Here is a 15,615-nt window from a genome sequence, read left to right as displayed (position 1 = left end):
GCCTGCGACGCTCGCTGTTCGTGATCGCCCGGATGCGAGCGCCCGGGACAGGCGATCGGGGCGGTCCCCTCCGGCGGGGGCGGGCGATCGGGGCGGGCGATCGGGCGGGGAGACCGAGGCGGGAGATCAGCGCGGAAGGTCGACGCGCGAGATCCCGCGGAAGATCAGCGCGGGCGCGGGAGATCAGCGCTGGAGTTCAGCGACGACTCTCCTCCGGCTTCGCGAATCCGTCCGTAGCGCTCCACCGGAGCCGGGTCAGCCACTCGGTGGAGCTGCGGGTGAAGACCAGGTCCCCCGAGCCGCCCACGGAGGCGACCTTCGACCAGCCGTCGAAGCCTCTGGTGAGATTCGTGTCCCACCGGGTGAGATCCCCCTTACCGACGGCGGCGAGCGACTCCATGGGCGGCTCGCCGTCGTAGCAGTAGCTTCCCCAGTCGGCGATGACCGCGACCGTCCCACCGAACACCTTGAGCGTGAGGCTCTGGCACCGGTCGGTCGCGGTCGAGTGCACCACGCGCGGCGCGCTCCACCCGCTGGAGTCCGCGTCCCGGTGCCGTTCCACGAGCCCGCGCCCCTCGACGTACGCCATGCCCACCCGTCGGCCGTCGGGCAACCCGACCTCCGCGTCGAACCGAGGGGCCGGCGCCGTCGGCGAGGCATGGGCACCTGTACCCGTACCTGTACCCGTGCCCGTGCCGTGAGCTGTGGTGGGCGCGGTGGTCGTGACGGTCGCCGGCGTCGCGCCGTCGTCCCCCTGCCCGCCGCATGCCACCGCGACACTCACCACCAACACCGCCCCCGCCAGGGCCCGCAGCCGCTCTCCGTACATCCGCATGCCCCCCATGGTCCCCTCTCCCCGGGGCGAGTCGGGTCAGGCCGGTTCAGGTCAGCCCGGCGGTTCAGGCCGGTTCAGGTCCCATGGGTGACGCGGATCTTGCACTGACCGTGCGGGAGTTCCTCCCAGTCGTCCATGAAGCCGGCTCGCAGGCCGTGCTTCTCGGCCAGGGCCACCAGGGTGTCGGTGCGGTAGTAGAAGTCCTCGCGCAGTACGTGGTGTTCCTCGCCCTCGGTGCGGTCGAAGGTGAAGTCGAACCAGCCGCCGGGCGCGAGCACCCGCCCCACGTTGGCCAGGCACTCCTCGATGACCGGGAGCGGCGAGTGGGAGAAGACGCTGTGCGCGTGCACCACGTCGAAGTGGGCGTCGGGCAGGAACCGCAGCGTCAGGTCGCGCACCGGTGTCAGCGCCGGCAGCCGCTGCTGCAGCCCCATCTCCACGATCGTGTCCTGGGCGGCCACGAGGATGTCGGGTGAGATGTCTATGCCGTGGTAGTGGCCGGGTTCGAGGTGCCGGATGAACCGCCAGCCACCCCGCAGGTTGCCGCAGCCGATCTCCAGCATGCGGTGCTCCGGACGCAGACCGTGTCCGAGCAGGTAGTCGAACTGCATGGCGCCGAGGGCGAGCCACCGTTCACGGCTGCGGCTGCCGACCGCCGCGTCCGGATCGGCCCGGGTGTCGGAGCGCATCACCGCGCGGTAGTAGGAGACGTGATCCTGGTGACAGCGGCTCAGCCACAGATCCCGGGCGGCGCGGGCGACATGGCGGGGCACCTTGTCGGGGTGGCGCAGGGCGTACCCGAGGCGGTGACCGAGGGCCGCGCGGTTGACGGTGAGCTTCTTGGCGGGCATGCGATTCCCGGCCTTTCCGAGCGATGTTCCCGAGGTTCGTGACGTTCGCGAAGTCCCCGTCGATCGCACGGTTCCCGGCGATCACGAAGTTCCCGAACGGCGCCTCCCGCGTGGTGCGGGATCCGGTTCCAGCCTCGGGGGCGCGGGGGCCCGACCACGTCGTTCGACCGTCTCGGCCCGCCGGTCGGTTCGGGCGACCGGGATGTCAGCCGATCGGTTGATGCGTCCGGGCGTCCGTCGCGTTAGACACGGAGGATGGGACACACCGATCCGGACGAGCGCTGGCTGGGCACCGTCGTGCACCTCGCGTTCTTCGTGCTGCTCGGCTCCTCGTTCGTCCGCTTCCTGAGCCGCGACCGGGGCGCAACGCACACCGGATGGGTGGTGGCGCTGTACGCGGCCTTCTGTCTGTTCTACGTCCTCGGACGGTTCCTGGCTCCGGCGCCCCGGCCCGGTTCCGCGCCCACCTCGCGCCATCTGGCCTGGCTGGGCTCGGTCTCGGCCGTCTGGGTGGCGCTCCTGGTGCTCGCGCCGAGCGCGACCTGGTGCGCCATGCCGCTGCTGTTCGCCGGCCTGCACGCGCTGCCGCCCCGGATCGCGGTACCGCTCGCGGCCGTGCTCACCGCGCTGGTCGTGGTCTCGGAGGTGCGCGTGGCCGACGGCGCGCTCAATCCCAACATGGTCGTGGCCCCGCCGGCCGTCGCCGCGGTGGCCACCGCCGTGATGGTTCATCTGCAGCGCCAGGGGGCCCGGCAGCGCGTGCTGATCGACGATCTGGTCCGTACCCGTCGCGACCTCGCGGCCTTTGAGCGGCAGGCGGGTGTCCTCGCGGAGCGTCAGCGGCTGTCCACGGAGATCCACGACACCCTCGCCCAGGGCCTGTCCAGTCAGCGGATGCTGCTGCACGCGGCCGAGCGCGTCTGGGAGTCGGACCCGGACACGGCCCGGGAGCATCTTCGCGAGGCCGCCGAGATCTCCTCCCGGAGCCTCGCCGAGGCCCGCCGGTTCGTGCACGACCTGGCGCCGGCCGACCTCGCCGCGCACTCGCTCCCCGAAGCGCTCACCGCGCTCGCCGCGCGAGAGAGCAGGCCGGGCCTGGCCGTGGAGTTCCGGCTCGACGGTGACCCGGGCCCGCTGCCCGAACGCGTCGAGGCGGCGCTCCTGCGCATCGCCCAGGGGGCACTGGCGAACGTACGCGAACACGCCGCGGCGACCCGCGGTGTCCTCACCCTGACCTGCCTGGACGACCTGGTCTCCCTGGACGTCGCCGACAACGGCCGCGGATTCGCTCCGGGGCCGGGGCCGGAGTCGGGCGGACCGGCTCGCTTGCGCGGTGTCGCCCCGACGCCGGAACAGGACCGCACCCGCGGGCACGGGCTGCCGGCCATGCGGATCAGGGCCCGGCAGGCGGGCGGCACGCTCAGCGTCGAGTCCGTTCCGGGCGAGGGCACCGTCGTCACCGTCGCGGTGCCCCTGACCTCGTTCGTCCCCGATCCTCTCGAGGAGTCCGTCGCGTGAACACGTCCGTACCCCCGCCGCCCGGACCCCCGCCGTCCGCACCCTCACCGCCCGTAGCCTCACCGCCCGTCCGGCTGCTGCTCTGCGACGACCACGCCGTCGTCCGGGCCGGACTGCGGGCCCTGCTGTCCAGTGCCGACGGCATCGACGTGGTCGGCGAGGCGGGCACCGGCGAGGAGGCGCTCGCCCTGGCCGCCCGGCTGCGCCCCGACGTGGTGCTGATGGATCTTCAGCTCGACGGCGGCATGGACGGCGTGACGGCCACGCGGCAGCTGACCGGCGGTCCGGCGGCGGGTCCCCGGGTGCTGGTGCTCACGATGTTCGACACCGACGCCGACATCACCCGGGCCATCGAGGCGGGCGCCACCGGCTACCTCCTCAAGGCCGAACGGCCGGACGAACTCTTCGCGGCGATCCGCGCCGCGGCGGCCGGCCGCACCGCGCTGTCGGCCCCCGTCGCCGACCGGCTGCTGACCAGGCTGCGCAGTCCGCGTCCCGCCCTGTCGGCCCGTGAGCACGAGATCCTCGCTCAGCTGGCCCGTGGTCTGGGCAACCGGGAGATCGCCCGGGCGCTGTTCATCAGCGAGGCGACGGTGAAGACCCATCTCGGGCGCATCTACGGCAAGTTGGGGGTGGAGACGCGGTCGGGCGCGGTGGCGGTCGCCAAGGAGAGACGACTGCTGCCGTGACGACGCGGTACGCGGACGGCGGGTGCCGTCACCTGGCCCGCGCCATCGGTCACGCGGCACCGGGCGACCTCGTCCGCCCGACGCAGACCCCACGGCGGCCTGGTGCGGGCTCGGGCGGCCTTGTTCAGCCCCGGACAAGCACCTAGCCTGAATTTGTGCCGCTAATAAACAAAACCCGAACACGCGACGCGGTGCCGGGTCACGGCAACGACCTCACCCGGCTCCGTATCGCCCTGACCACGTTCTTCGCCCTCGACGGCTTCGTCTTCGCCGGATGGGTCGTCCGGATCCCCGCCATCAAGGAACAGACCGGCGCCTCCCCGAGCAGCCTCGGTCTCGCGCTCCTCGGCGTCTCCGCGGGCGCGGTGATCACGATGATGTTCACCGGCCGCCTGTGCAGCCGCTACGGCGCTCACCCGGTCACCGTGGTCTGCGCGGTCCTGCTCTGCCTCAGCGTCACGCTACCCCCGCTCACCCACTCCGCCGCCGCGCTCGGCGCCGTCCTGCTGCTGTTCGGGGCGGCGTACGGCAGTATCAACGTCGCCTTCAACAGCGCCGCCGTCGATCTGGTCGCGGCACTGCGCCGGCCGGTCATGCCCACCTTCCACGCGGCCTTCAGCCTGGGCGGCATGATCGGCGCCGGTCTCGGCGGGCTGGTCGCGGGATCCCTGTCCCCCACGCGCCATCTGCTGGGCCTCGGGATCATCGGCCTGCTCGTCACCGCGCTCACGGCGCCCACGCTGCTGCGGCAGGAGCCGCCTCGGCCGCCCGAGCCCCGGGATCAGGCGTCCGCGAAGGCGGCAGCGCACCGACCGGCGCCCCGCACCCGTCGTCTCGTCGTCGTCTTCGGTCTGATCGCCCTGTGCACGGCCTACGGCGAAGGAGCCCTCGCCGACTGGGGCGCCCTGCATCTGCGTCAGGACCTGGGGTCCTCCGCCGGGGTCGCCGCGGCCGGGTACGCGTGTTTCGCGCTCGCCATGACCCTCGGCCGGCTCACCGGCACCACCCTCCTCGAACGGCTCGGCCGCACCCGTACGGTGGTGACGGGCGGCGGCGTCGCGGCGGCGGGGATGCTGCTCGGCGCCCTCGCCCCGGCTCTGTGGGCGGCGCTCCTCGGCTACGCCATCGCGGGGCTCGGACTGGCCAACCTCTTCCCGGTGGCCGTCGAACGCGCGGGCGCCCTGGCCGGCCCGAGCGGCGTCGCCACCGCCTCGACGCTCGGTTACGGCGGCATGCTCCTGGGCCCGCCCGCCATCGGCTTCATGGCCGACTGGTTCTCCCTGGCCGCCGCCCTCACCAGCGTGGCCGTGCTGGCCGGGGTGGCCGCGGCGATCGGCTTCGCCACCCGCCGGGCGACGGCCGGCTGAAGACCGCCGCCCCTCCCCTCGACCGCGCTCCATCCGGCACACTCCCCCACATGGATATTGCCGAGTTAATCCGCTCGCTCGACCAGGAGGGCCGGTCGCTGGCCGCCGCGGCGGCGGAAGCGGGCCCCGACGCGAAGGTGCCGACCTGCCCGGACTGGCAGGTCAGGGACCTGCTGCGGCACACGGGCTCCGTGCACCGCTGGGCGACGTCGTTCGTGGCCGAGGGCAGCCCTTCGTTCCGCCCCTTGGAAGAACCACCGGGGCTGGACGGCGACGCGCTGCTGGAGTGGTTCCGCGAGGGTCACCTGCGGCTCGTCGACACCCTGTCCGCCGCCCCGCCCGACCTGCGGTGCTGGCACTTCCTGCCCGCGCCGTCGGCGCTCGCCTTCTGGGCGAGGCGGCAGGCGCACGAGACGGCGGTGCACCGCGTGGACGCGGAGTCGGCCCGTGGCCGCGCACCCGAGGAGCTCGCCAGGGACATCGGCGTCGACTTCGCGGCGGACGGCATCGACGAGCTGCTGCGCGGTTTCCACGCCCGCGAGAAGAGCCGGGTGCGGACCGACGGGCCCCGGGTCCTGCGGGTGCGGGCGACGGACACGTCCGACGCCGTGTGGACCGTACGTCTGTCGTCGGAGTCGCCCGTGACCGAGCGGAACGGCGAAGGGGACGCCGACTGCGAGGTGTCCGGTCCCGCGGCGCCGCTCTATCTGTCGTTGTGGAACCGGCTGCCGCTTCCGGCGGTGACCGGGGACGCCGCACTGGCGACGCTGTGGCGGGAGAAGTCCGCCGTCAACTGACAGTCGACCGTGGTCAGTCCGTCAGCATCCGGGTCAACACCGCGCGCTGCACCGGCCGTACGTCGCCGTGCAGCGCGCGTCCCTTCCCGGTGAGCGCGACCCGGACGCCTCTGCGGTCCTCCGCGCACATGCCGCGCTCGACCAGACCGTCCTTCTCCAGACGGGCGACGAGCCGCGACAGCGCGCTCTGACTGAGATGGACCCGCTCGGCGATCTCCTGGACGCGATAGCTGCACGAGCCGTCCGGGGCCGCGGACTCCGCGAGGACGTCGAGCACCTCGAAGTCGCTGCCGCACAGGCCGTGTTGATGCAGCGCCCGGTCGAGTTCGCACTGGGTCCGCGCATGCAGCGCCAGCATGTCCCGCCACTGTTCCACGAGCGCCTGCTCGGCCTCGGCCTCGCCCTTCTTCGCCGCCATGGGGCGCACCGTAGCAGAGAACGCCAATCATTGCATCGGAATTAAATGCGCTTGCATTCGATGCATGCGCATGTAGTGTCTGCGTCATGACCTCTCCGCTCCCCTCCCCCGCGCCGTCTCTCCCCGAGGGCCGCTGGACCTCGCGGCTGTGGGGCACCCTGCTGGTGCTGTGCGCCGCGATGTTCCTGGACGCGCTGGACGTGTCGATGGTCGGCGTCGCCCTGCCGTCCATCGGCTCCGACCTCGGCCTCACCACCTCGACCCTGCAATGGATCGTCAGCGGCTACATCCTGGGATACGGCGGCCTGCTCCTGCTCGGCGGTCGCGCGGCCGACCTGCTCGGCCGCCGCCAGGTCTTCCTGATCGCCCTCGGCGTCTTCGCGCTGGCCTCGCTGCTCGGCGGGCTGGTCGACTCGGGTCCGCTGCTGATCGCGAGCCGGTTCATCAAGGGCCTGAGCGCCGCCTTCACGGCCCCGGCCGGCCTGTCCATCATCACCACGACGTTCCCGGAGGGCCCGCTGCGCAACCGGGCGCTCTCCATCTACACCACCTGCGCCGCCACCGGCTTCTCGATGGGCCTGGTCCTCTCCGGCCTGCTCACCGAGGCGAGTTGGCGCCTCACCATGCTGCTGCCCGCGCCGATCGCCCTGATCGCGCTGGCGGCCGGTCTGAAGCTGCTGCCGCGCAGCGAACGCGAGAAGGACCACAACGGCTACGACGTGCCCGGCGCCGTCCTCGGCACCGCGTCGATGCTGCTGCTGGTGTTCACCGTGGTGCAGGCGCCGGAGTCCGGCTGGACCTCCGCCCGCACGCTGCTGTCGTTCCTCGCCGTCGCCGTCCTGCTGACCGCCTTCGTGCTCGTCGAGCGCCGCTCGGCCGGCCCGCTGATCCGGCTCGGCGTCCTGCGCTCCGGCAGCCAGGTCCGTGCCCAGCTCGGCGCGATGGCCTTCTTCGGCTCGTACGTCGGCTTCCAGTTCCTGGCCACCCTCTACATGCAGACGCTGCTCGGCTGGTCGGCGCTGCACACCGCACTCGCCTTCCTGCCGGCCGGCGCGCTGGTCGCGGTGTCCTCGACCAAGATGGGCGCGATCGTCGACCGGTTCGGCACTCCACGGCTGATCGCGGCGGGCTTCGCCTTCATGGTCACCGGATACGCGCTGTTCCTGCGCGTCGATCTCGACCCGGTGTACGCGGCGGTGATCCTGCCCACCATGCTGCTGATCGGCGCGGCCTGCGCGCTGGTCTTCCCTTCGCTCAACATCCAGGCCACCAACGGCGTGGCGGACCATGAGCAGGGCATGGTCTCGGGGCTGCTCAACACCTCCGTACAGGTGGGCGGCGCGATCTTCCTCGCGGTGGTGACGGCGGTGGTGACCGCGGGCGCCCCGGCCGACCCCACCCCGCAGGCCGTCCTCGACAGCTACCGGCCCGGTCTGGCGGTGGTGACGGCCGTCGCCGCCGCCGGCCTGCTCATCACCCTCCCCGGACTGCGCACCCGGCGCGCCCGGAACTCGGTCGTGATCGCCAGGTCCACCGTGCCGGAGGCGGAAGCGGAGCCGGTGGGGGCCCGCGACTAGGGTCTGCCGTTTGGATCAGGTCGGCCTGACCCACGGTGCCCTGTCGGCCCTAGGGTCTGTCCGGCGGGTCGGGTCCCCGGGTGATGTCCGGACGGACAGGACCTGAGGAGGAGCCGTCTCCAGGAGTGCGCCCGGCGGGGCCGATTGCCTCGCCGGGCGTACACCTGTGAGACTCGTCGTATGAGCGGTTACGGGGGAGGCCGGCGCACGCAGGCCGAGCGGGACGTGATCACCGTCGAGATCGGATACGCGCTGTTCAGTGCGGTGTTCGCGGCTGCGGTGCTCTTCGGGGCGGTCGCCGGTCCGGCGCTGCTGTTCGAACTGCCGGACCTGGCGGAGAAGTCGCTGCTGCGGGCGGGCCTGGCGCTCGCTCCCGTGGTGTTGTTGGTCCGGGTGGTCTCCGTGCTCGTCCGCCTCCGCGGCGGCGGCGCTCAGCCCAGCCAGCCCGGCCGGACCAGCCCCGACTCGTAGGCCAGGACGACCAGTTGGGCGCGGTCCCGGGCGCCCAGCTTCACCATCGTCCGACTCACATGCGTCTTGGCGGTGAGCGGGCTGACCACCAGCCGGCGGGCGATCTCCTCGTTGGACAGGCCGATCCCGACCAGCGCCATCACCTCCCGCTCCCGCTCGGTGAGCCGGTTCAGCGCGTCGGCCGCCGCGGGCTCCTTGGAACGGGCGGCGAACTCGGCGATGAGGCGACGGGTGACCCCCGGTGAGAGAAGCGCGTCGCCGGCGACCACCGCCCTTACGGCACGCAGGAGTTCCTCCGGTTCGGTGTCCTTGACCAGGAAGCCGGAGGCGCCCGAGCGAATCGCCTCGAAGACGTACTCGTCGAGTTCGAAGGTGGTGAGCATGATGACCTTGACCTGGGAGAGCTCCGCGTCGTCGGTGACCCGGCGGGTGGCGGCCAGACCGTCGAGGCGGGGCATCCGGATGTCCATCAGCACGACGTCGGGCCGCAGTTCACGCACCGCGCGCACCGCTTCCTCCCCGTCGGCGGCCTCGGCCGCCACCTCGATGTCCGGCTGCGCGTCCAGCAGGGCCCGGAACCCCGCGCGGACCAACGACTGGTCGTCGGCGAGCAGTACGCGGATCACCGCGCCTCCCTCGTCCACCCATCCTCCCTCGTCCACCCGTCCTGCCCCGTTCGCCCGCCCTGCCCTGTTGGCCGGTCCCGCCGCGTTCACCGGTTCTCCCCGGCCCTCGTGGGCAGTACGGCCAGCACCCTGAAGCCGCCTTCAGGCCGCGGTCCCGCCTCGATCGTGCCACCGAGGGCCGCGGCCCGCTCCCGCATCCCGGCGAGACCGTTGCCGCTGCCGCCCGCGTCGGCACCGGTCGCCGGACCGTCGTCGTCGATACGCAGCCGCAGCGTTCCACCGCCGTGATCGAGCCGCACGCGCGCGTGGCGCGAGCCCGAGTGGCGTACGACGTTGGTGAGGGCCTCCTGGACGATACGGAAGGCGGCGAGATCCGTGTGCGGCGGCAACCGGGGCGGCCGGCCTGCGACATCGACCGTGAGGCCCGCGCGCGCCGCCTGCTCCACCAGTTCGGGCAGCCGGTCCAGGCCGGGTGCGGGGGCGCGCGGCGCGTCCCCCGGCGTGCGGAGGCTGTCGAGCACCTGGCGCACCTCGTCCAGCGCTTCCTTGCTGGCGGACTTGATGGTGGTGAGCGCGATGCGCGCCTGCTCCGGGTCGGAGTCGAGGAGCGCGAGGCCCACGCCCGACTGCACGTTGATCACCGAGAGGCTGTGCGCGAGGACGTCGTGCAGCTCGCGGGCGATGCGCAGCCGTTCCTCGTCGGCGCGCCGCCGGGTGGCCTGGGCGCGCTCGGCCCGCTCACGGGCCCACTGCTCGCGCCGGATCCGGACCAGCGCCGCGATCGCCACGATCGCCACGGCCCATCCCGCGACGACGATCTCCTGCCCGTAGGAGGCCTGCTCGTCGCCGGCGGGCGGCAGCCACCGGTAGAGCCAGTGCGCGACCAGCAGGTGGACCGCCCACAGCAGGCCCAGCGCCGTCCAGGCGGCCCGCCGGTGCCCGGCGACGACGGCGGTGAAGCAGGCCACGGCGACGGTCACGAAGACCGGTCCGTACGGGTAGCCGGCGCCCAGGTAGAGCGCGGCGGCGCAGGCCGTGCCGAACACGACGGCCACCGGGTGTCGCTGCCGCCACAGCAGCAGCCCGGAGGCGAGCACCAGCAGCACGCGCGCGAAGGCGTCGAGCGGCGCCCGCTGACCCTCCTGCGCGTGGGCCGCGAAGTTCGAGCCGACGAGGACCAGGGCGGTGAGCAGCACGGTGGATCGCCAGGGCCACCGTGCGGCCCGCGACTGCGGGTCCGGCCCGTCCTGACCCTCGCGAGGGTGCAGCCAGGGCAGCGGCCGGTGCGACCACCGCTGCCCCGGGCCGTCGGGCCCGTGCGTCCGCTCTTCTTCCATGTCCGTCACGCTAGACGCCGCCGACCGCGCCGGACGTCCGCCGGGCGAGGTGGTCAGCCGTACTCCCCTGGAAGTACGCCGCCGCCCCTGGGGACGGTCGGCTGCCTTCGTCGACGGCCCCTTCATCGGCCTTCGCCGGCCGCGTGGTCGCCGCGGGGAACTTCCCCACGCCCAGCGGCGTGCTCTAGCGGAGTCCCACCTCACGGGCGAGGCGCGTGACGGCGTACCGGAAGAACGGCTCGCGCTCCTCGACGACGCGGTTGAACTGCCCGAACAGCTCGAACCCGACCAGTCCGTACAGCTGGGCCCACGCCGCCACGAGTGCCGCGACCGCCCCCGGCGGTAGGTCGGGCGCCAGGTCGCCCGCCAGCCGGGCCGCCTCGGGGACCAGCTCGTCCGTGAGGAGCGGCGCCTCCAGCGCGTGGCCGCGGTGTGCGTCTCGCACGATGCCGATGAGGAGCAGGCCGACGCGGGCGGCTGCCGGGACGGTCGTTCGGGGCGCGCTGTAGCCGGGCACCGGCGAGCCGTAGATCAGCGCGTACTCCTGCGGATGCGCCAGCGCCCAGCCGCGCACCGCCTCGCCGACCGCGACCCAGCGCTCGACGGGAGGGGCGTCGGTGACGGCCGCGTGCGCGGTTTCCGCGGCCTCGCCGAGGGAGTCGTAGGCGTCGATGATGAGTGCGGTGAGCAGGTCGTCGCGGCTCGGGAAGTAGCGGTACACGGCGGAGGAGACCATGCCGAGCTCACGGGCCACGGCTCGCAGCGAGAGCTTGGCCGCACCCTCGGACGCGAGCTGTCTGCCGGCCTCCTCCTTGATGGCGGCGGTGACTTCGATCCTGGCGCGGGCGCGGGCCCCTCGAACGGTGCTGCTCATGTGTTCAGTCTGCCACGGAAGCGGAGCACCGCACCCAATATGGATCGGTGCACAAAATAGAGAGCACCGCTCTTGCTCCAGGGCGCCGACCTACGGCAGACTCGACTCGAGCGAGAGCAGTGCTCACACTTTCCGTCCAGGAGGCAGCAGCCATGTCCACCACCCACGTGCAGAAGCCCGGCTGGTTCACCGTCAACGTCTTCAACCGCGCCGTGTCCTGGCTGACCCGCCGGGGTCTGAGCGTGTGGGGCTCACGGGTCCTGGCGGTCCGCGGCCGCAAGAGTGGCGAATGGCGGACGACCCCCGTCAACCTGCTGACCGTGGACGGGCAGCAGTACCTGATCGCGCCGCGCGGTCACGTCCAGTGGACGCACAACATGCGGGCGGCGGGCGGCGGTGAGCTGCGCCTCGGCAAGAACGTGGACGAGTTCACGGCGGTCGAGGTCGCCGACGACGACAAGACGCCGTTGCTGCGCGCCTACCTCAAGCGCTGGAAGGCCGAGGTCGGCGTCTTCTTCAACGGGGTGGGACCCGACTCTCCCGACGCCGAGATGCGCCGTATCGCCCCTGACCACCCGGTGTTCCGGATCACCGTCACGAACCGACGGTGATCCGCGCCCTTCGGGTCAGGAGCCGCTCTCCTCGGCCACCGGCTCGGACACCGGCTCGGACACAGGGCCGGCCGTCGCCGCCTGCCGCCGGTCCACCGCGGTCAGGGCCCGCTGGGCCATCGGGTGCGAGCGGATGAGCTCGCCCAGGGTCGTCCGGCCGCGGGTGATGTCGGTGAACGACCGCCAGGCCGGGCGGAAACCGGTGAGGGCGGCGTGGAAGAGCCCGGGACGGCGCTCGAAGAGCGTGAGCAGCCGCTTGCCGACGCTCATCTCCACGCCGAGGCCGGCCTTGATCGCGAAGGCGTAGTTCAGCGCCTGCCGGCGGGCGTCCACCGCGTCGTGCGCCTCGGCGATACGGACCGCCCACTCGCCCGCGAGCCGGCCCGAGCGCAGCGCGAAGGAGATGCCCTCACGGGTCCACGGCTCCAGCAGCCCCGCCGCGTCGCCGCAGACGAGCACCCGCCCGCGCGAGAGCGGGGAGTCGTCGGCCCGGCAGCGGGTCAGGTGGCCGGAGGAGATGCTCGGCTCGAACCCGGCGAGGCCGAGCCGTCCGATGAAGTCCTCGAGATAGCGCTTGGTCGCCGCGCCCTCGCCGCGCGCCGAGATGACGCCGACCGTCAGCGTGTCCCCCTTGGGGAACACCCAGCCGTAGCTGCCGGGCATCGGACCCCAGTCGATGAGGACACGGCCCTTCCAGTCCTCGGCGACCGTCTCCGGCACCGGGATCTCCGCCTCCAGGCCGAGATCCACCTGGTCGAGCTTCACTCCGACGTGAGCCCCTATGCGGCTCGCACTGCCGTCCGCGCCGACCACCACGCGCGCCAGCAGCGTCTCGCCGCCCTGGAGGACGACCGCGACCGTGCGCCGGTCCGGCACCGTCGAGCCGTGCTGCTCGACCCGCTGCACGGTGACGCCCGTGCGCAGCTCGGCGCCCGCCTTCTGGGCGTGCTCGACGAGCTGCTGGTCGAACTCGGGCCGGTTGATCAGCCCGAACAGCATCTGCCGGGAGCGGCGGGTACGGGTGAAGCGCCCGTTGTTCGAGAAGGTCACCGCGTGCACCCGGTCGCGGAAGGGCAACTCGAAGCCGGGTGGCAGCGCGTCGCGGGAGGGGCCGATGATGCCGCCGCCGCACGTCTTGTAGCGGGGCAGCTCCGCCTTCTCCAGCAAGAGCACCCGCCGTCCTGTGACCGCCGCCGCGTAGGCGGCCGAAGCCCCTGCGGGGCCCGCGCCCACCACGACGACGTCCCACACCTGCCGCGCGTCGTCCGCCGAAGAGTTCTCGTCGTCCGCCGGAGAGTTCTCGCTGCTCACGATGGTCTACTGCTCCTGATCAAGCCGCTTGCCGCACCTGTCCCCCGCATCCTACGGCGGAGATCGCCACGGTCCGCTGTGGGAGGACCGGCGGCGTGGGCGCCCCACATCCCGGCAGGCGCGTACGCTCACACGGTCACCCGTACGGACCAGTACACACCAGTACAACGTCGCACCCACAAGGAGCGTGCCCATGTCGTCGAATCCGGTCGCCGAGACCGTCGCCTCGCTGCTGCCCAGGGCACGGGCGGAGCTCACCGAACTGGTGGCCTTCAAGTCGGTGGCGGACTTCGACCGGTTCCCCAGGAGCGAGAGCGAGGCCGCCGCGAACTGGATCGCGGACGCGCTGCGCGCCGAGGGCTTCCAGGACGTGGCCCTGCTCGACACCCCGGACGGCACCCAGTCGGTGTACGGCTGTCTGCCGGGCCCCGCCGGCGCCAGGACCGTTCTCCTCTACGCCCACTACGACGTGCAGCCGCCGCTGGACGAGGCCGCCTGGACCACCCCGCCCTTCGAGCTGACGGAGCGCGACGGCCGCTGGTACGGCCGCGGCAGCGCCGACTGCAAGGGCGGCGTCATCATGCACCTGCTCGCGCTGCGCGCCCTGAAGGCGAACGGGGGCGTCCCGGTCACCGTGAAGGTGATCGTGGAGGGCTCCGAGGAGCAGGGCACCGGCGGTCTGGAGCGGTACGCCGAGCAGCACCCCGAGCTGCTGACGGCCGACACCATCGTCATCGGCGACGCGGGCAACTTCCGCGTGGGTCTGCCGACCGTCACCTCCACGCTGCGCGGGATGACGATGATGCGGCTGCGGGTCGACACCCTCGAGGGCAATCTGCACTCCGGCCAGTTCGGCGGGGCGGCGCCGGACGCGCTGAGCGCGCTGATCCGCGTCCTGGACTCGCTGCGCGCCGAGGACGGCTCCACGACCGTCGACGGCCTGACCGACGACGCGCGCTGGGAAGGCCTCCAGTACGACGAGGCGCAGTTCCGCCAGGACGCCAAGGTCCTGGACGGCGTCGGCCTGATCGGCTCCGGCACCGTCGCCGACCGCATCTGGGCCCGCCCCGCCGTGACCGTGCTGGGCATCGACTGCCCGCCGGTCGTCGGCGCCACCCCGTCCGTGCAGGCGGGCGCCCGCGCGCTGATCAGCCTCCGGGTGCCGCCGGGCGTGGACGCGGCCGAGGCGACGAAGCTGCTCCAGGCCCATCTGGAGGCCCACACGCCGTGGGGCGCGCGCGTGAGCACCGAACAGATCGGCCAGGGCCAGGCGTTCAGCGCCGACACCGCGAGCCCGGCGTACGCGGCGATGGCGGACGCGATGTCGATCGCCTATCCCGGCCAGAAGATGCAGTACGCGGGGCAGGGCGGTTCCATCCCGCTCTGCAACACCCTGGCCGGCCTCTATCCGAAGGCGGAGATCCTCCTCATCGGCCTGAGCGAGCCGGAGGCGCGGATCCACGCGGTCGACGAGAGCGTGTCGCCCGAGGAGCTGGAGCGGCTTTCGGTGGCGGAGGCCCTGTTCCTGCGCAACTACGCGGCCGGCTGAGCCGCTCTGCCGTCGGCAGAGGGCCTCGCCCGCCGGGCGGGTCCCTCTCTACGGTCGTCCCATGGACGTCATCGAGCTCCTCCCCCGGCTGCACCTCCTGCGCTTCCCGGTCGGCCAGGCCTATCTCTGGCGTGACGGCGACGAGTTGACCCTCGTCGACGCGGGGCCGGCCGGCTCCGGCGCGATCATCGCGGAGGCCGTCACGGCCCTCGGGCACGCCCCCGGGGCCGTACGCCGGATCGTCCTCACGCACTTCCACGCGGATCACGCGGGCGGCGCGGCCGAGTTCGCGGCGCTCGCGGGGTCGGAGATCCTGGCGCACGCGGCGGACGCGGTCGTCCTGCGCGGCGAAGTCCCCGGGCCGCCGCCGGTGTTGGAGGACTGGGAGCGGCCCCTGCACGCTGCCGCACAACAGCGCCTGCCCCCAGGAGAGTTCGCTCGGCCGACCCGGATCACCGAGGTGGCCGACGGAGAAGTCCTGGAGTTCGGTGACGGGGCCCGGGTGGCGCATGCGCCCGGGCACACGGACGGCAGCATCGCCGTCCAACTCCCCGGGCACGGTGTGCTGTTCACCGGGGACTGCGCCGCCGCCTCGCCCGTCGACGGCGCGGTGCTGCCGGGCGTCTTCCACCTCGACCGGCCGCGGGCCCTCGCCTCCTTCCGCCGACTGGCCGACCTGGACACGGACATGGCCTGCTTCGGGCACGGCGATCCGGTGACCGCACGCGCGTCCGCGGTGCTACGGAAGGCGGCGGACGACCTCCCTGCCCCGCAGTGAGGTCGG

16 protein-coding genes are annotated in these 15,615 nt (G+C 72.9%); 9 read left to right on the top strand and 7 right to left on the bottom strand.

Annotation, left to right across the window (positions count from 1 at the left end; translation table 11 throughout):
- Positions 1 to 196: 196 nt before the first annotated feature.
- On the bottom strand, positions 197 to 835 hold the full coding sequence (locus ACIRPU_RS06940) for a hypothetical protein (protein WP_403862686.1): 639 nt from the start codon (positions 833 to 835) through the stop codon (positions 197 to 199).
- A 74-nt stretch (positions 836 to 909) separates the two neighbouring features.
- Entirely contained in the window at positions 910 to 1,686 is a 777-nt protein-coding gene (locus tag ACIRPU_RS06935) for a class I SAM-dependent methyltransferase (RefSeq protein WP_403862684.1), read from the bottom strand.
- 255 nt (positions 1,687 to 1,941) lie between these two features.
- Between ACIRPU_RS06935 and ACIRPU_RS06930 the strand changes: the two genes are divergently transcribed.
- The 4 genes from ACIRPU_RS06930 (at position 1,942) to ACIRPU_RS06915 (ending at position 6,057) form a co-directional block, all read left to right on the top strand.
- On the top strand, positions 1,942 to 3,204 hold the full coding sequence (locus ACIRPU_RS06930) for a sensor histidine kinase (protein WP_403862681.1): 1,263 nt from the start codon (positions 1,942 to 1,944) through the stop codon (positions 3,202 to 3,204).
- Positions 3,205 to 3,278: 74 nt separating this feature from the next.
- On the top strand, positions 3,279 to 3,893 hold the full coding sequence (locus tag ACIRPU_RS06925) for a response regulator (RefSeq protein WP_403863569.1): 615 nt from the start codon (positions 3,279 to 3,281) through the stop codon (positions 3,891 to 3,893).
- Positions 3,894 to 4,084: 191 nt separating this feature from the next.
- A complete protein-coding gene (locus tag ACIRPU_RS06920) occupies positions 4,085 to 5,260 on the top strand; it encodes an MFS transporter (RefSeq protein ID WP_403862678.1) in 1,176 nt (391 codons plus the stop codon).
- A 50-nt stretch (positions 5,261 to 5,310) separates the two neighbouring features.
- A complete protein-coding gene (locus tag ACIRPU_RS06915) occupies positions 5,311 to 6,057 on the top strand; it encodes a maleylpyruvate isomerase family mycothiol-dependent enzyme (RefSeq protein WP_403862675.1) in 747 nt (248 codons plus the stop codon).
- Positions 6,058 to 6,070: 13 nt separating this feature from the next.
- On the opposite strand, the gene ACIRPU_RS06910 is transcribed toward ACIRPU_RS06915, so the two are convergent.
- On the bottom strand, positions 6,071 to 6,475 hold the full coding sequence (locus ACIRPU_RS06910; RefSeq protein ID WP_057605349.1) for a MarR family winged helix-turn-helix transcriptional regulator: 405 nt from the start codon (positions 6,473 to 6,475) through the stop codon (positions 6,071 to 6,073).
- Positions 6,476 to 6,561: 86 nt separating this feature from the next.
- Here ACIRPU_RS06910 and ACIRPU_RS06905 point away from each other — a divergent pair, with 86 nt between their 5' ends.
- Both ACIRPU_RS06905 and ACIRPU_RS06900 read left to right on the top strand, forming a co-directional pair.
- Complete coding sequence (locus ACIRPU_RS06905; RefSeq protein ID WP_403862672.1) at positions 6,562 to 8,052, top strand: MFS transporter; 1,491 nt, start codon at positions 6,562 to 6,564, stop codon at positions 8,050 to 8,052.
- Positions 8,053 to 8,232: 180 nt separating this feature from the next.
- The gene (locus ACIRPU_RS06900) at positions 8,233 to 8,523 is read left to right on the top strand and encodes a DUF6332 family protein (protein WP_403862669.1); all 291 of its coding nucleotides are present in this window, start codon (positions 8,233 to 8,235) and stop codon (positions 8,521 to 8,523) included.
- Here ACIRPU_RS06900 and ACIRPU_RS06895 read toward each other — a convergent pair.
- From ACIRPU_RS06895 to ACIRPU_RS06885, 3 genes are all read right to left on the bottom strand, one after another.
- Positions 8,484 to 9,149 (bottom strand): response regulator, encoded by a 666-nt coding sequence (locus tag ACIRPU_RS06895; protein ID WP_403863566.1) that lies wholly within the window; start codon positions 9,147 to 9,149, stop codon positions 8,484 to 8,486. The genes ACIRPU_RS06900 and ACIRPU_RS06895 overlap by 40 nt on opposite strands.
- An 86-nt stretch (positions 9,150 to 9,235) precedes the next feature.
- Positions 9,236 to 10,486: a sensor histidine kinase gene (locus ACIRPU_RS06890; RefSeq protein ID WP_403862666.1), complete on the bottom strand. Its 1,251-nt coding sequence runs from the start codon at positions 10,484 to 10,486 to the stop codon at positions 9,236 to 9,238.
- A gap of 184 nt (positions 10,487 to 10,670) precedes the next feature.
- Complete coding sequence (locus ACIRPU_RS06885; RefSeq protein WP_355701899.1) at positions 10,671 to 11,360, bottom strand: TetR/AcrR family transcriptional regulator; 690 nt, start codon at positions 11,358 to 11,360, stop codon at positions 10,671 to 10,673.
- Between the two features lie 152 nt (positions 11,361 to 11,512).
- Here ACIRPU_RS06885 and ACIRPU_RS06880 point away from each other — a divergent pair, with 152 nt between their 5' ends.
- Positions 11,513 to 11,971, top strand: a complete 459-nt coding sequence (locus ACIRPU_RS06880; RefSeq protein WP_355701900.1) for a nitroreductase family deazaflavin-dependent oxidoreductase — start codon at positions 11,513 to 11,515, stop codon at positions 11,969 to 11,971.
- 15 nt (positions 11,972 to 11,986) lie between these two features.
- On the opposite strand, the gene ACIRPU_RS06875 is transcribed toward ACIRPU_RS06880, so the two are convergent.
- A complete protein-coding gene (locus ACIRPU_RS06875) occupies positions 11,987 to 13,282 on the bottom strand; it encodes a geranylgeranyl reductase family protein (protein ID WP_403862661.1) in 1,296 nt (431 codons plus the stop codon).
- A gap of 193 nt (positions 13,283 to 13,475) precedes the next feature.
- On the opposite strand from ACIRPU_RS06875, the gene ACIRPU_RS06870 reads away from it, so the two are divergent.
- Both ACIRPU_RS06870 and ACIRPU_RS06865 read left to right on the top strand, forming a co-directional pair.
- On the top strand, positions 13,476 to 14,831 hold the full coding sequence (locus ACIRPU_RS06870; RefSeq protein ID WP_403862658.1) for a dipeptidase: 1,356 nt from the start codon (positions 13,476 to 13,478) through the stop codon (positions 14,829 to 14,831).
- 61 nt (positions 14,832 to 14,892) lie between these two features.
- Positions 14,893 to 15,609, top strand: coding sequence for an MBL fold metallo-hydrolase (locus tag ACIRPU_RS06865; protein WP_403862655.1), 717 nt, complete (start codon positions 14,893 to 14,895; stop codon positions 15,607 to 15,609).
- Positions 15,610 to 15,615: the final 6 nt, after the last annotated feature.

The organism is Streptomyces sp. NPDC102259 (genome assembly GCF_044766465.1).
Classification (GTDB): domain Bacteria; phylum Actinomycetota; class Actinomycetes; order Streptomycetales; family Streptomycetaceae; genus Streptomyces.
Note: the sequence above shows the minus strand (reverse complement) of the source record. Positions and strands in the feature narration are given on the sequence as shown.

What these genes read in the sequence shown, in the direction of transcription:
- ACIRPU_RS06940 (WP_403862686.1), bottom strand. Translation starts at nt 835, where the DNA reads ATGCGGATGTACGGAGAGCGGCTGCGGGCCCTGGCGGGGGCGGTGTTG.
- ACIRPU_RS06935 (WP_403862684.1), bottom strand. Translation starts at nt 1,686, where the DNA reads ATGCCCGCCAAGAAGCTCACCGTCAACCGCGCGGCCCTCGGTCACCGC.
- ACIRPU_RS06930 (WP_403862681.1), top strand. Translation starts at nt 1,942, where the DNA reads ATGGGACACACCGATCCGGACGAGCGCTGGCTGGGCACCGTCGTGCAC.
- ACIRPU_RS06915 (WP_403862675.1), top strand. Translation starts at nt 5,311, where the DNA reads ATGGATATTGCCGAGTTAATCCGCTCGCTCGACCAGGAGGGCCGGTCG.
- ACIRPU_RS06910 (WP_057605349.1), bottom strand. Translation starts at nt 6,475, where the DNA reads ATGGCGGCGAAGAAGGGCGAGGCCGAGGCCGAGCAGGCGCTCGTGGAA.
- ACIRPU_RS06905 (WP_403862672.1), top strand. Translation starts at nt 6,562, where the DNA reads ATGACCTCTCCGCTCCCCTCCCCCGCGCCGTCTCTCCCCGAGGGCCGC.
- ACIRPU_RS06900 (WP_403862669.1), top strand. Translation starts at nt 8,233, where the DNA reads ATGAGCGGTTACGGGGGAGGCCGGCGCACGCAGGCCGAGCGGGACGTG.
- ACIRPU_RS06890 (WP_403862666.1), bottom strand. Translation starts at nt 10,486, where the DNA reads ATGGAAGAAGAGCGGACGCACGGGCCCGACGGCCCGGGGCAGCGGTGG.
- ACIRPU_RS06885 (WP_355701899.1), bottom strand. Translation starts at nt 11,360, where the DNA reads ATGAGCAGCACCGTTCGAGGGGCCCGCGCCCGCGCCAGGATCGAAGTC.
- ACIRPU_RS06880 (WP_355701900.1), top strand. Translation starts at nt 11,513, where the DNA reads ATGTCCACCACCCACGTGCAGAAGCCCGGCTGGTTCACCGTCAACGTC.
- ACIRPU_RS06870 (WP_403862658.1), top strand. Translation starts at nt 13,476, where the DNA reads ATGTCGTCGAATCCGGTCGCCGAGACCGTCGCCTCGCTGCTGCCCAGG.
- ACIRPU_RS06865 (WP_403862655.1), top strand. Translation starts at nt 14,893, where the DNA reads ATGGACGTCATCGAGCTCCTCCCCCGGCTGCACCTCCTGCGCTTCCCG.